This window comes from Rhizobium aouanii (genome assembly GCF_037002925.1).
Lineage (GTDB): Bacteria > Pseudomonadota > Alphaproteobacteria > Rhizobiales > Rhizobiaceae > Rhizobium > Rhizobium aouanii.
The window spans coordinates 444,603-458,501 of record NZ_JBAMYD010000003.1 but is presented as its reverse complement, the minus strand read 5'-3'; the positions used below and the strand labels follow the sequence as shown (position 1 = coordinate 458,501).

13 protein-coding genes and 1 pseudogene are annotated in these 13,899 nt (G+C 60.3%); 11 read left to right on the top strand and 3 right to left on the bottom strand.

From position 1 onward, the window contains the following. A partial coding sequence (locus V8P77_RS08075; RefSeq protein ID WP_025394600.1) for a TerC family protein occupies window positions 1-624 on the bottom strand: 624 nt, incomplete at its 3' end. Window positions 625-881: 257 nt separating this feature from the next. Between V8P77_RS08075 and V8P77_RS08070 the strand changes: the two genes are divergently transcribed. From V8P77_RS08070 to V8P77_RS08060, 3 genes are all read left to right on the top strand, one after another. Further along, a complete protein-coding gene (locus V8P77_RS08070; RefSeq protein WP_077978166.1) occupies window positions 882-1,550 on the top strand; it encodes a hypothetical protein in 669 nt (222 codons plus the stop codon). Between the two features lie 66 nt (window positions 1,551-1,616). Further along, complete coding sequence (locus V8P77_RS08065; protein WP_335911534.1) at window positions 1,617-1,994, top strand: hypothetical protein; 378 nt, start codon at window positions 1,617-1,619, stop codon at window positions 1,992-1,994. Window positions 1,995-2,409: 415 nt separating this feature from the next. Beyond that, window positions 2,410-3,231: a universal stress protein gene (locus tag V8P77_RS08060; protein WP_335911533.1), complete on the top strand. Its 822-nt coding sequence runs from the start codon at window positions 2,410-2,412 to the stop codon at window positions 3,229-3,231. Between the two features lie 82 nt (window positions 3,232-3,313). Here the strand turns inward: V8P77_RS08060 and V8P77_RS08055 are convergent, their stop codons facing one another. Beyond that, the gene (locus tag V8P77_RS08055; RefSeq protein WP_335911532.1) at window positions 3,314-3,838 is read right to left on the bottom strand and encodes a PAS domain-containing protein; all 525 of its coding nucleotides are present in this window, start codon (window positions 3,836-3,838) and stop codon (window positions 3,314-3,316) included. Window positions 3,839-4,138: 300 nt separating this feature from the next. On the opposite strand from V8P77_RS08055, the gene V8P77_RS08050 reads away from it, so the two are divergent. The 5 genes and pseudogenes from V8P77_RS08050 (at window position 4,139) to V8P77_RS08030 (ending at window position 8,494) form a co-directional block, all read left to right on the top strand. Beyond that, window positions 4,139-4,918 (top strand): LamB/YcsF family protein, encoded by a 780-nt coding sequence (locus V8P77_RS08050; RefSeq protein WP_335911531.1) that lies wholly within the window; start codon window positions 4,139-4,141, stop codon window positions 4,916-4,918. 45 nt (window positions 4,919-4,963) lie between these two features. Then, complete coding sequence (locus tag V8P77_RS08045; protein WP_335911530.1) at window positions 4,964-5,671, top strand: 5-oxoprolinase subunit B family protein; 708 nt, start codon at window positions 4,964-4,966, stop codon at window positions 5,669-5,671. After that, window positions 5,659-6,615, top strand: coding sequence for a 5-oxoprolinase subunit C family protein (locus V8P77_RS08040; RefSeq protein ID WP_335911529.1), 957 nt, complete (start codon window positions 5,659-5,661; stop codon window positions 6,613-6,615). The genes V8P77_RS08045 and V8P77_RS08040 overlap by 13 nt, the downstream gene beginning before the upstream one ends. Before the next feature lie 110 nt (window positions 6,616-6,725). Further along, window positions 6,726-7,418 (top strand): DUF599 domain-containing protein, encoded by a 693-nt coding sequence (locus tag V8P77_RS08035; protein WP_335911528.1) that lies wholly within the window; start codon window positions 6,726-6,728, stop codon window positions 7,416-7,418. 160 nt (window positions 7,419-7,578) lie between these two features. Beyond that, window positions 7,579-8,494 (top strand): annotated as a pseudogene (locus V8P77_RS08030) (LysR family transcriptional regulator). Here V8P77_RS08030 and V8P77_RS08025 read toward each other — a convergent pair. Continuing rightward, complete coding sequence (locus V8P77_RS08025) at window positions 8,483-9,430, bottom strand: alpha/beta fold hydrolase (protein ID WP_335911526.1); 948 nt, start codon at window positions 9,428-9,430, stop codon at window positions 8,483-8,485. The pseudogene V8P77_RS08030 and the gene V8P77_RS08025 overlap by 12 nt on opposite strands. A gap of 302 nt (window positions 9,431-9,732) precedes the next feature. Here V8P77_RS08025 and V8P77_RS08020 point away from each other — a divergent pair, with 302 nt between their 5' ends. From V8P77_RS08020 to V8P77_RS08010, 3 genes are all read left to right on the top strand, one after another. Continuing rightward, window positions 9,733-10,176, top strand: coding sequence for a VOC family protein (locus V8P77_RS08020; RefSeq protein ID WP_335911525.1), 444 nt, complete (start codon window positions 9,733-9,735; stop codon window positions 10,174-10,176). Between the two features lie 67 nt (window positions 10,177-10,243). After that, complete coding sequence (locus V8P77_RS08015; protein WP_335911524.1) at window positions 10,244-11,554, top strand: epoxide hydrolase family protein; 1,311 nt, start codon at window positions 10,244-10,246, stop codon at window positions 11,552-11,554. 129 nt (window positions 11,555-11,683) lie between these two features. Further along, window positions 11,684-13,834 carry a mechanosensitive ion channel domain-containing protein gene (locus tag V8P77_RS08010; RefSeq protein ID WP_335911523.1) on the top strand — a complete coding sequence of 717 codons (2,151 nt, stop codon included), beginning with the start codon at window positions 11,684-11,686 and terminating at the stop codon, window positions 13,832-13,834. Window positions 13,835-13,899: the final 65 nt, after the last annotated feature.

Sequence of the window (13,899 nt, the reverse complement as noted above, 5' to 3'; positions counted from 1 at the left end):
AAGCTTGAACCCGCTCGCTTGCACGTAGGGCAGCAGTTCGACGCCGCCGCGATGGATCATGTCGAGCGAGACATAGAGGATGATCAGCAGGCCGACATAGGCGATCCAGCGATGGTTGGTGAGCAACCGGGCGATAAAGTTTGCGGCAATACCCATCAGCGCGATCGACAGGGCAAGACCGATGACAAGCACGCTCGGATGTTCGCGCGCAGCACCGGCAACGGCCAGCACGTTGTCGAGCGACATCGAGACGTCGGCAATGACGATCTGGGTCGCCGCCTGGAAGAAGGTCTTTTTCGGCGCACCTTCGGCACCCACCGCTCCGTGATGCTCGCCATGGCCGGCGCGAAGCTCGCGCCACATCTTCCAGCAGACCCAGAGCAGCAGCAGACCGCCGGCCAGCAGCAGGCCGACGATCGCCAGCAGGTAGACTGCGACGCTGGCAAAGAGAATGCGCAAAACGGTCGCGGCCACGATGCCGACGATAATCGCCTTGCGGCGCTGTGTCGCCTCGAGGCCGGCAGCAGCAAGACCGATAACCACGGCGTTGTCGCCGGCGAGAACGAGGTCGATAGCAATGACCTGCAGCAAAGCCGTCATACCGGCTGCCGTAAACATGTCCATATGAATATCCCCAATACGTCAAAGCCGTGCTAGCGTCTCGAAGGTTTGACGTCAACCGCTGAGCGATTTCGCAGGCGGCGTAATTTGCGCGTCTGCGCGTCGAAATGGCTGGCGGCAATGAAACAGCAGGCGATACAGCGGAGCATCGCCATTCCCTTGGAACATTCAACACAGCCGCCGGTTCTTCAAGTCAGGAAACCAGACTTCGGCCAAACTTCGGCTTGGCGGCTGGATCCAGATACCGAGAGGAGAGTCCCATGGGCAGCATTTACAATGATACCAACCCGGCCTTTTCAGGCCCGACAGGCGGCAGCAGCCTTGCTGCATTCTTCGACAGCCGATCGGACGCCGAATCCGCCGTCTCCCGTCTTGAGGACGCGGGCGTGCCGGTTGCGAGAATAAGGCTGATGCCCGGATATGAGGCGGGCGCAAAAAATACCGGCGCGATGAGCGACGACCGCAGCGGCTTCTTCGACGCGCTAGCAGACTTCTTCTTCCCCGACGAGGATCGCGCGGTCTACGCAGAAGGGCTGCGGCGAGGCGGTTTCCTCGTCCAGGTCAATGATGTCGATGACGCGCTCTACGAGACCGTCCACGATATTCTGGACGACGAAGGCAGCATCGACATGGATGAGCGTGCAGATCTCTGGTCGTTGGAGGACAGGCAACAAGGCGCGTCCAATACCGGTTTTGCCGGCCAAGCCTCCGGCGGCAAATCGTCGGACGATCTCGCCGTGTCCGAGAGCGCATTCGACGACGCCCGCCCAGTGGCAATGCGCGACACCACGCATGGAAGCGCCAAAGTGCGCGCCTATACTTTGCCCGGCAGTAACGAGCCATCGGACGATGCCGATCGGCAATCGCAAAGCCAGTCGCAATCCCAGGGCGGGTCTCACCAGAGCCAGGGTTTCCGGCGCGACCATTGATATTATGAGGCCCGGCCCCAATGCCGGGCTTCATTTTTCTCGCTTACCCTATTCGAGGAGATGTCGATGCAATCATCCATCAACCGCCACGGCCTTCCGCCTGACCCCGACGAACTGATCGCGGAAGGCGATCCGCCCTTTGCCGATGCGGCTGAGCAGACCGCGGGTGAAAAGGCCGACGAGAGCCTGCATGCCCTGCAGCATGAGGTAAGGCTGCTGAATGCCCGTATAGGCGTGTTGCGCGAGGATGCCGAAGCGGCGCTGAAAGCCAAGGCGGTATCGGTCGATGCAAGCGCTCATGTCCAGCTTGGCGATTATCCCTGGCTGAAACTTGCCGCGGCGATCGGCACAACCTTCATTGCAGCCAGACTGGTTCGGCGTCTTGCGCTCGGCGTACTGCTTGCGGGATTTGTTAGTCATATCCAGGAGGTGAGACGGCAGTGACGGATCGTCGTTGATGATGGCTGTCTGGTGCGGGGGGCGAGTTTGATACGCGAATAAGCGCTCACGCTAGAAGCAGGCCAGCAATTCCGGCAAACGTCCGACGCCACCAGGATCGCGAAACGAACCGCATAAGCGATACTCGCCATACTTGCTGCAAGGACGGCTTTCGCAAGAAGATTGGCGAAGCCCAGCGCAAAGACCGCCAATGCCGCAATGGTGCCGGTGGCGCTGCAATCCTCTTCTTGTGCCGCCGGCATCGATCTTTGCCGCTTCGCCCAACGAATTCCGCTTGCTTCCTGATGAGGACCGTCAATATCACGTTCGCACTTTCGGGTGGAACGACCTTGATCTTCGTCAAAGCGCGGGAGACACCTGTGCGCTATGATAACCTCCAACCATTCGGAGGACATCAGCCGTGAAAGCGCAATTCCATTTACCGCTGGCCACCTATCCAGACGCAAGCTCCTTCTCGCTCCTTCAGAACGCTGTCGCTGTTTCCCTTCACCAGAAGGCCGGTTTGACGGCAAGCATACCGCTGGTCAGGGTCGAACCCTTTCAGCCGCGATCTCCATCACTCATTGACGTCGACAGAATGCGTGCCGAGGCGGAGCGCTTGAGTAAGGACAATGGAACCGTTCTCGGGCAGACGCTCCGTGATTATGCGAAAAAAGCCGAGGTCGAGGTCGATATCCAGCCATTCGATGCGAGGGAGCCATTTGTCGCACAAACTCTTGCCGAACTGTCGCGCGCATATGATCTTTCCGTTTTGGAAGCATCTGTGCTGATGAGGCCGCTGATCGAGAGCGTGCTGTTTGAAAGCGGGAGACCGCTCCTGCTTTTTCCCCCGGATAATTTCTCCGGCCGGATCGATGCTGTCGCCGTCGCCTGGGATGGAGGAGCCACCGTCGCGCGGGCACTGACAGGCGCCAGATTGTTGCTGGAACAGGTCTCGCGTGTCGTCCTGATTTCCGTCACCGATGATAAGCAGATTGACGAGCGCGCCCGAGACCGCTTTGCGACCGCGCTTCGAAAGGCTGGTCTTGCCGTCGATATCGCAGCCGTGCAAACGAAGGGAAACTCACCGGCCAGCGTCATTCAAGCTGCCGCCCTGGAACGCAAGGCAGATTTGCTCGTCGCCGGCGCATTCGGCCATTCGAGACTACGCGAATTCCTCTTGGGAGGGGTGACACGGTCGCTGTTGACCCACCTCGAAATGCCCGCTCTCCTTTGTCACTAATTCAGAGTGCGCGCGGCGCGTCGCCGATAGCAGCAATATCGTCATCGAAAGTCTGATGCCACAACCAAAGCTTTGGAACGAATCAATGAACCTTCGCGACGTCTGAAGGCATCGGCTTGGCAAGCTCCCTGACGATAGCTTCAAGCGCATCGGCCATCGTCCGCAGGCCGGTTGACCGCGCAATTTTCAGTGCCGCATTGCAGTGAGCGGACAATTCGTCTTGCTTCCCGTGATCATTCGTCGGGAAGACGATACCCGCATATTGCGACGGGTTTCCGGCTTCATCCCTGAAGCAACGGCCCAAGGCCGCCACGGCGACTATTTGCCCGCTTCGATCAAATACCCGATAGTCACAGCGATACGGATTTCCTGTGATCACCGATTCTGAAATCGCCTTGGCCACAGATGGCTTGTCGTCCGGATGAATCCGGTCGAGGTATCTGATGACCGGCAACCCCGTGAGGGTCTCTTCCGGATCGAGCCCAAACAGATTTGCCAGCGCCGAATCCGCATAAACCTTGTCGGTCGCCAACTCCCAGGTGAAAATGCCAGGCTCGTCGGTAAAGGAAAATTCGGACGTTCCCAAAGCTCTGTTGACATGATTCATTTCCGCATCCCCGGCCTGCACTCCAATGCTGCCGGGTGGCTACGTCACCTGGCTCTCGAAAGAATACGATGCGCTCGATCAAATGACAGGGCGGTCGACCGTTTCGCCCCCAATCTTAGCCGCCTTTCGATCAGACGCAACGGCAAGGACAGTTTAGGTCGACAACGCACACAAGCTCGCTGCGCGCAGCCGACAGCGTCGTTTTCTTGACGCGCACGGCGAAGATGTGCTCCACCTCGGCTTCGACGTTCCAGCATGCGACGAAGCTGACAAGACCGGCGCGAAGGGTTGACGGAAATCATGACGAAAATCGATCTCAATTCTGATTTGGGGGAGGCGTTTGGACCTTGGCGGATGGGCGACGACAAGGCGATCCTTGACGTTGTCACCAGTGCGAACATCGCATGTGGCGGCCATGCCGGAGATCCGGCGACCATGGTGGAGACGCTTGCCTTGGCCAGCGAACGGGGCGTCGTCGCTGGAGCCCATCCGGGCTTTGCAGATCGCGAGGGTTTCGGACGACGCCTGATCCCCTTGAGCATCCGGGAGGTTGAGCAGCTTGTCGCGACGCAGACCGGCGCGCTGATGGGAGCTGCGGCTCTGGCGGGCGCCCGCGTCCGTTACATCAAACCACACGGCGCACTCGCCAATTGGGCGGCCGACGAACGGCCGGTCGCCGACGCCATCATCCGCGCAACCCGAGCGGTCTCGCCGGAACTTGCCATACTGGCGATCTCCGGGACAGAGCTGGAACATGCGGCCCGCGTTGCCGGGATGACCGTCTTCAGCGAAATTTTTGCCGATCGCGGCTATCTCTCCACGGGTCGGCTCGTTCCGCGTACCTTGCCGGGAGCGATGATCCATGACCCCGCGGAGGCGGCATCTAGATTGATCGGGTACCTATCCAGCGGCCTCATGCCGACGGTCGACGGCGTTCCGATCCCTCTCGATGCGCACTCGATCTGCGTTCATGGGGACAGCCCGGGAGCGCTTGCAATGGCCGTCCACGTGCGCCGGGAGCTGCAAAAGGCAGGCATCGAGGTGGGTCCATTCCTCCAGCCGACGCAGGAAAATAAGTGATGGCCAATGGCTATCTTATCATTCCGATCGAAGGCGCCGGCTGACGTGTCACAGGCTCCGTTCGCAGCGTCCGGCAGCGTTCCGAACTACCGTCCGGTGGGCGGCCACGCGGTGCTCGTCGAATTCGGCACGACCATCGATAAACGGATCCACGATCAGGTCGTCAAGTTGGATGCAGCGTTGAAGGCGGCGCCCTTTCAAGGATTCGTCGAAGCCATTCCGGCCTATGCCAGCATTCTCGTATGCTTCGATCCGCTCGTGGCCGATCATCGGACGACGGAGGCGGCCATTGCCGAGCGTCTGACGGCCGAGGTTCCACAGACGATCGGGGCGATGCGCGAAGTCGAAGTCTGCTACGATCCCGATCTTGCGCCCGATCTTGCCGCCGTCGCCGAGGCAAGTGGATTATCGCCGGAAGACGTTATATCCGCCCATCTCTCCGGCGACTACAGCGTCTTCATGTACGGCTTCGCTCCAGGATACGCTTACCTCGCAGGCGTGCCCAAAGCCATTCAGCAGCCGAGGAAGCCGGCGCCTATTCGTGGCATCGCCGCCGGAAGCGTGCTGATCGCCGGTCCGCAATGCCTGGTGAGCACGCTCACCATGCCGACCGGCTGGTGGATCATCGGCCGTTCGCCGACAAAAATCCTCGACGCCGCGTCCAACGACCGTCCGTTCCTTTTCGACATCGGCGATGCGGTGCGTTTCCGCCGCATATCGAGGGCCGAATTCGACGCGAGGTGCCTCGCATGAGCGAAGCCGTCCTTGCAATCAACTTCGCGGGTCCTCACGTCGCGGTCCAGGACAGAGGACGTTACGGATTGATGCGTTACGGTGTTCCGGCCTCCGGTCCGATGGACAGGATCTCGTTTGCCGCCGCCAACGCCGCCATCGGCAATCCTGCCGGTCAGCCCGCAATCGAAGTCTCCATGGGCGGGCTGGTTCTCGACTGCATGTCGGGGGAGGTTACCTTCGCCGTCGCGGGAGGAGGCTTCATCGTAGAGCATGCCGGCGACAAGCGCGGCGCATGGATGGTCGCCACTTTGAGGGCCGGGGAGCGGCTGGCAATCCGTCCTGGACACTGGGGAAGCTGGACGTATCTGGCCTTCGCCGGTCATATCGAAGCGAAGACCTGGCTCGGCAGCATGTCGACGCACAGTCTCTCCGGCTTTGGTGGCGGGCGTCTTGCAGCCGGGCAGACGATCACTATCGCCGATCCGGACGTGCGAAATGATCGACATGGTCCGATCACCTGTCCGGTCATCGCAAGACCGCGAGCCGAGCTGCGTGTGGTGGTCGGTCCACAGGATCGGTTCTTCTCGAAAGAAACCTTGACGAATTTCCTTTCGTCGCCTTTCCGCCTGAGCGACGCCTATGACCGCATGGGCGTACGCCTCCAAGGTCCGTCGCTTGCGCCGAGCGTCGCGCTGGACATGCCATCGGAAGCGATCGTGCGGGGCTCTGTGCAGGTGGCCGGAGACGGTGTTCCCACCATTCTCCTGGCCGACCACCAGACGACCGGAGGATATCCCAAGATCGCCACGGTGGTGGATTCGGATCTGGACGCTTTCGTCCAGCTGCGCCCCCGCGACCATGTCGGTTTCCTGGCCGTGACGCCGCAACAGGCGATCGAGCACATTCGGCTTCGGGCTTCGACGATGTCCCGTTACCTCGCGCCAGTCCGCGACAGACCATGACGCGCGAACATAGGCGGTCGATCTGAAGGGTAGGGCGGCGATAGTCGCTTGGAGCTGCGGTTAGCTCGAAGTACTGTTCAGAAAAAATCCACATTCGGTTCGGGGGCACCATGGATTTTCTGAATATCGCGGCGATCGTGTTCTTCCTTCTCGTCTGGGTGGCCGTCGAGCCTTTGATGGCAGCGGGGTGGCCGAGGAAGAACGACAGCCTTTCCGTTGACATGGTGCGCATTCGCGCGGCCTGGATGCGGGAGGTGCTGACGCGAGACAACAACTTCATCGGCGATGCCGCGATCCTCGGGCACACCATCAATTCGGCATCCTTCTTCGGCTCCGCCAATCTTATCGTCATCGTCGGTCTCAGCGGCGCGCTGTTCATGGAGCCAAACTATGGATCGGGTGGTGGCCTGATCGCGATGTTTGCGGCCCAGGACCCGGCGTGGTTTTTCCAATGCAAGGTCCTCCTGATCATGGCGACGCTGCTGCGGGGCCTATCCGATTTCATCTGGGCGGTCCGGCAGATCAACTACTGCCTGGCGGCAATCGGGGCGAGCCCATCCCGCGATGAAGACAGGGACATCGGCGGCTGGACGAACGCCCTGACCTTGGTTTTGAACCCGGCGCTTCGATCGTTCAGCGTCGGAGTCCGGTCTTACTACTTCACCGTCGCAGCCGCCTTCTGGTTCCTCGGGCCAATCCCCTTCGCCGTTGCGACCATCCTCAGCGTCGGCGTGTTGATCTGGCGTCAATCCTGGTCGGATGCTGCAAAGGGGATCATGGCCATACGCAAGCTGCTTGACTAGAACAGGATGATTTCAGGCGCGGTCGGCCTAAATTTGAATCCTGTTCTAAATCTAAGAGTTAGAGCATGATGTCGTCCGAAAAACGCACACACTTTTCGGCATCATTGTTCTAAAGCCTAGCCTTAGGCTGGTTGCACATAAGCGGTATTGGCGGTGTCCGATGGATCGTCTCGAAGCGATGCGCATATTGCTGGCCGTCGTCGACGCCGGGAGCATCTCGGCCGGCAGCAGGAAGCTCAACGCGCCATTGCCCAGCGTCAGCCGAAAGGTCGCCGAACTTGAGCGGCAGCTTGGGGCAAACCTCATCGTCCGCACCAGCCGCAATCTGCAGCTCACCGATGCCGGGCGCGACTATGTCGACGCCGCTCGAAAGATCATGGCGGATCTCGAGGAGGCCGAGCGAAGGGCGTCCGGGGAATACCAGACGCCCAGAGGCGTGCTGACGATCACGATGCCGATCGAATACGGGAGCCGCTACCTGCTGCCCGTTGCTCTGAGCTTTATGGACAAATACCCGGAGGTGTCGCTGAACCTTCTGTCGCTCGACCGCACGGTCGACCTCGTGTCCGAGCAGGTGGATATCGCGATCCGTCTCGGCGACCTCGCCGACAGCGCCCTCCATGCCGTCAAGATTGGGGAATTCCGCCTGCTGACCTGCGCGAGCCCTGCCTATCTCAAGCGGCATGGCATGCCGGAGCGACCCGGCGATCTCATCGATCGCGACGGGATCATCTTCAACAAGCGAACATTTTTCTGGACGTTTGACGTCGACGGCACGCCGATAGAGGCGGCGCCTCGCAACCGGCTTGAGGTGAATACGGCGGCGAACTGTGTTGCGGCGGCCGTCGGCGGGGCGGGGATCGCGCGGCTGTTCGACTATCAGGTTCCAGACGAGCTGGCGTCCGGCGCGCTCGTTCCGATCCTTCGCGATTTCGACGGCCCACCCCAGCCCATCCATATCGTCTACGCGCGACAAGGGCTTCTCGCGTTGAAGGTACGGGCTTTTGTCGACTGGGCACTTGCCGCGGCTGCGCGCGCGTTCCGTATGCGAAGATAATCCAATATTATCTGAATGATGCGATTATCTCTTCAGCCGTTTGTTTCGGATTCTGAAGGTGTGGAAAGTGGCCAATGCCTGGCAGGAGGTCGAGTTTCGCACCGATCTTGCCGGCGAACTCGATGCCCATTTCCTTTGTGATATAAATGTCTTTCTCGCCCCAGATCACCTTCATAGGCGTCTTCAGCCGGTCGAGGTTGGCCTCGAGATACTGCTGGTCGCGGGTGAAACTTGCGTAGTAGTGCGCGAATGCATCCGCCGACGTGACGCCATCACGGCTCCATGACCGGATCATGTCTTGCTGGACGTCGATCCGCAGATCGAATTGTTCAGCGGGTGAGAGGCCGCGCCTGTGCACGTTCTGAAGGATCTCGTCGCTTGTCTTGTTCATGTAGGCACGGGTCGGCGAGGCGGTTGGCTCGGCTTTGAGATTCTGTAGGTTCTCCCACATGTGGTGCGGCCGGTCGAACGGCGCGAAGTCTCCGACGATGATCTGCCTGGCGATCGTCGGCTCGTCGAGAGCAAGCAGCAGGACGGGGAGGGCACCGATGTCAGTCGCGTAAATCACGAGCTTCGACCGGTCGATGCCTGCCCGCTCGATATAGGCCTTCAACACTCGGGCGTACGCCCTCGGCGCATAGGAAAACCGTTCCGAAGCCGGGCGCGACGACTGTCCGTAGCCTGGCCAATCGAAAGCATGGACGTCGTAGTCGTGAGCAAGCGTTGTCGCGATCTCCTTCCACACCGTCAGTGTTTCCGGAAACCCATGCAGGAAAAGCACGGGGCCTTTTGGCGTGGGGGCGCGGACAATCATCCTCCTCAGCGTCAGGACTTCGTCGATCTCGATAAAGTCGATGGTGTCTTGCGCGGCTTGCGTAGAAGCGAAGGCTTCAGCCGTGTGGGAAGACGGAGTTGCTGCGACTGATGCAGCATGTGCGGTTTTGTCCTTAGACATAGGATGTCCTTTCTGAACGGCGGTCAGCCAAAGCCCAAAAGCCGGCTGTCTCCACAAATAATTGAGCATGGCGTCAGCCCGCGGTAGCCGGAGAAAGTGAGAGGAACCCTCTCGACGGCGGCAGCGCTGCGACTCGGCTGCCCAAGGCTGACATCTGAGTGAGAGGGTGCCTCTCACTTTCCCGAGGTGCCGGCCGGCCGTCGACCCGCCCAATATCCACCAACCGCCGATTTGAGACAGCTCGTTGGCGTTTGCTTGCGGACGGCAAAGCGTCGGCCGCGACAATATAAGGAAGAACTGATATGACTGACATTACCCAAAGCAGACAGGTTGCGGCCACCCCCGACAAGGTCCGCGGCCTCCCGGGCCACGTCACTGTCGGCACCAACGATCTGGATGCCGCCTCGGTATTCTACGACAAGCTTCTGGCCGTGTTCGGGATCGGACGAGTCCTCGTCCAGCCCAACCGAGCCATCTACTACGGACATCGCACGCTCGAATTCGGCATCATCAAGCCGTTCGATGGCCGCCCTGCCACCGTCGGCAACGGTGGAATGATTGCTTTCGAAGCTCCGTCCCGTTCAAAGGTCGACGAAGCCCATGCAACTGCATTGGCGGCGGGTGGCTCGGACGAAGGGGCTCCTGGTCCGCGTGGCGAGAACGGCACGGGTCCTTACTGCGCATATTTTCGCGATCCAGAAGGCAACAAGCTTCTGATCTTTCATTCCGGAGCGGACCAGGCCTGACATTTTCGGCATTGAAGCGGGCAGGGCATCTTATCCTCTCCTCGATATCACGAAAGGACACGGCATCATGGCAATGCTGAACGTTTTGAAACACCGCGACGTATCGCGCCGCTCACTGCTGTCAGGCTTTGCCGCGGCCGGTATAACCGCCGTTTTCCTTCCTCGCACGTCTAACGCTGCTGATGTTGTCGGCGTCGCGTCCGAGGAGGTTCGACCGTTCAAGGTTGAGGTCTCCGAGGCGGCGCTCGCAGATCTCAGGCGGCGTCTCGCCGACACTCGGTGGCCCGATGGCGAAACCGTCATGGACCGTTCGCAGGGCGTCCAGCCCGACAGGCTGAAGGAACTGGTGCGCTACTGGCAGTCGCCCTACGACTGGCGGAAGGCGGAGAGCAGGCTGAACAGTTTTCCGCAGTTTCTCACCACTGTCGATGGACTGGACATCCATTTCATCCATGTCCGCTCCCGTCATGAAAACGCGCTGCCGCTGATCATGACCCACGGCTGGCCCGGTTCGGTCTTCGAGCTGCTTGATGTCATCGGGCCGCTCACCGATCCGACGGCGCATGGCGGCACGGCTGATGATGCCTTCCATCTGGTGATCCCTTCGATTCCAGGGTTCGGCTTCTCCGGCAAACCTCCATCGGCGGGTTGGAACCCCCAGCGGATAGCCGCTGCCTGGGACGTGCTGATGAAGCGACTGCATTACGACCGCTATGTCTCGCAAGGCGGTGACTGGGGCGCGATCATCAGCGACGCCTTGGGCCGCCAGGCACCCGATGGGCTGCTCGCGATCCACGTCAACAGGATCGAGCGGGCCACGACGTTTCCAGCGGACGCAGCCCAGGCTCTCAAAGATGGAGGGCCGGCTCCCGACAGCTTGTCTCAGGATGAGAAGGTCGTCTTCGACGAAGCCCGGGACTTCCTCAACAACGGCTTCGGTTACGCAGCGATCATGAGCACGCGACCGGAGACGGTCGGCTACAGTATTGCGGATTCTCCGGTCGGCCTGGCCGCCTGGCTTTACGACAAGATCGCCGACTGGGTGTATACACGCGGCGATCCCGAACAGGCCCTTGGCAAGGATGCCATCCTCGACAACATCACCCTGTATTGGCTGACGAACACCGGCCCCTCCAGCGGTCGCATCTATTGGGAAAACGCCATGTCGGGCGCAAAACTCACGCCCGTCAAAGTCCCGGTCGCCGTCACGGTGTTTCCCGGAGAGGTCTACAAGCCGCCAAAGCACTGGCTGTCGAAGGCCTATCCGAAACTTATCTACTACAACCACGCCTCCAAGGGCGGTCACTTCGCTGCCTGGGAGGAGCCGGAGCTCTTCAGTCAGGAGATCAGGGAGGCCTTCAGAAGCTTGCGGTCTTAACCTTTGGTTCGCAGTCAGCGTCCCCGAGACCGGTTCGTCAATTGACGTTGGTCGTGCAACGCTTCACAAAGTCCGAAGTTTCGACCAACCCAGCAAAAGCGACGACACCATCGCGGGGACCACGGCCACATGCGCATCACCAACGACCGTCATCCCCGCCGCAGAGTGTGCGCATTCCTGACGCTGATATTTTCAACGCTTCTGCTGGCGAGTGCAAACCCCGCCTCGGCGGCTGAGCCGACCAATTCCTCGGCGCCGATCCGGGTTATTATCGAATTGCCGAATGATGATTCCGGACGAGCGCTGGTCAATCGGATCGTCCCCAGCAATCAGGAACCGGCGCAGCCGGTAGCAGTCACGCAAGAGGCGGCACCGACGTCGATTGCCACGTCGCTACAGGATTTGCGCCAGAGGCTGCTCACACTCGTCGATGCCGTTCCGACCCTTCCCGGGCAGATCCAGTCGGCGATCCGGGTCTTCCAAACGGATGATCGCATCGAACCTGTCGGCCTGATCTTGGCGGTCATACTTTTCGTCGCAGGTGGGTTCGTTGCGCAGCGGCTTGCCTGGTGGTCAGGGCGAGGGCTGCTCCATTTTGTGCTGAACGCGCCCGCCGACACCGTCCGGCAGCGGATCAAACTCCACGCCGCCCGGCTTTCGATGGGTCTTCTCGCCTTGGTCGGTTATCTGATCGGAAGCCTCGGCGCGTTTATCCTCTTTCCGTGGCCTGCCGTGTTTCGCGATATTGCACTCATCCTGCTATCCGCCGCGCTCATGGTGCGCCTTGGCGTGCTCGTGGGCCGCATTGTCATCGCGCCGGGCGCCCGTTTGCCGCATATGCGACTTCTGACACTCGTCACCTCGCTTGCCTGGTTCTGGTACTACTGGCTCCTCGGAATCGTCGCTGTGCTGGCGGCTGGCTGGGCCACCATTGAAGTGATCGGGACGATCCGGGCTTCACCCATCTTGGTCGACCTCTTTACCGCAGCATGGCTCGGTGTCGTTTCAATCGCTTTGATCGTTATGATCTGGCTGCGGCACTTTCGTTCCGACGGGCCGCCCGTGAGCCGGCTGGTCTGTGTCGGTTTCAGCGCGAGCATGCTGCTATCGTGGCTGTTATGGGTATCCGGGCTCCGCGGTGCATTCTGGACATTGGTCGTCATCACGCTTCTGCCGCTTACCGTTTCGGTGGCTCATGATATCATTCGTCGAATTGTACAATCCGGGGAGGGGCAGGCGGTCGAGGATCCGGCCGTCGTCGGATGGTCCGTTGTCATCATGCAAACGCTGCGCAACGGTCTCATCGTGGTCGCTGCGCTGCTCATTGCCCGCGCATGGAATGTCAATCTCAGTGATCTCGCCGCTGCCGAAACGGTGACCACGCGTTTGATCCGCGCGGGAATCCGCATTGTTATCGTGCTGCTGGTGACCGACGTTATCTGGAAGCTCGCTAGCACGCTGATCGACAGTCAGATGGCGATGGCGTCGCGAAGCGAGCAGGGGGGACATCAGGATGGTCCCGACGCGCGGCGGCGTCAGCGGTTGAATACCCTCCTTCCCATTCTTCGCAATGTACTCTTCCTGGCGATCGGCGCTGTCGGCTTCCTGATGATCCTGGATGCCGTTGGCATTCAGATCGGACCGCTGCTGGCGGGCGCCGGTGTCGTCGGCATAGCCGTCGGCTTCGGTGCGCAAACACTCGTCAAGGACATCATCTCCGGCGTCTTTTATCTGTTCGACGATGCCTTTCGCATCGGCGAATACATCCAGGCGGCGAAATATAAAGGCACGGTCGAAGGTTTCTCGCTGCGATCGATCCGCCTGCGCCATCATCGCGGTCCGGTCACCATCGTTCCCTTCGGCGAACTCGGCGCGGTGCAAAACCTCAGCCGCGACTGGGTCATCGATATTATTACGCTCACCCTGAACTACGACAGTGACCTCGAGGAGGTCCGCAAGACCATCAAGCGCATCGGCGCTGAGCTTCTGGAGGATGCCGAACTCGGGCCCAATATCATCGAGCCCCTGAAAATGCAGGGGATCGAGCAGATGGCGGATTATGGTGTGCAGATACGGCTGAAGTTCATGACGAAACCCGGCGAACAGTTCGGCGTTCGCCGAAAGGCGCTCGCCATGCTCAAGAAGACATTCGCGGAAAAAGGCATCCAGTTTGCAACGCCGACCGTCCATGTTTCCGGCGGTCCCGCCGATGCCGCGGCAACCGCTGCCGCCTCGGAACTGCAAAGACCATCGAAAGTCATCCCGACACTTGAGGAATAAATGTCATCGGGCGTACTGGCGAGCTTTCCGTCGAATCTCGTCAAAGCACATGCATGTCAGGTCCA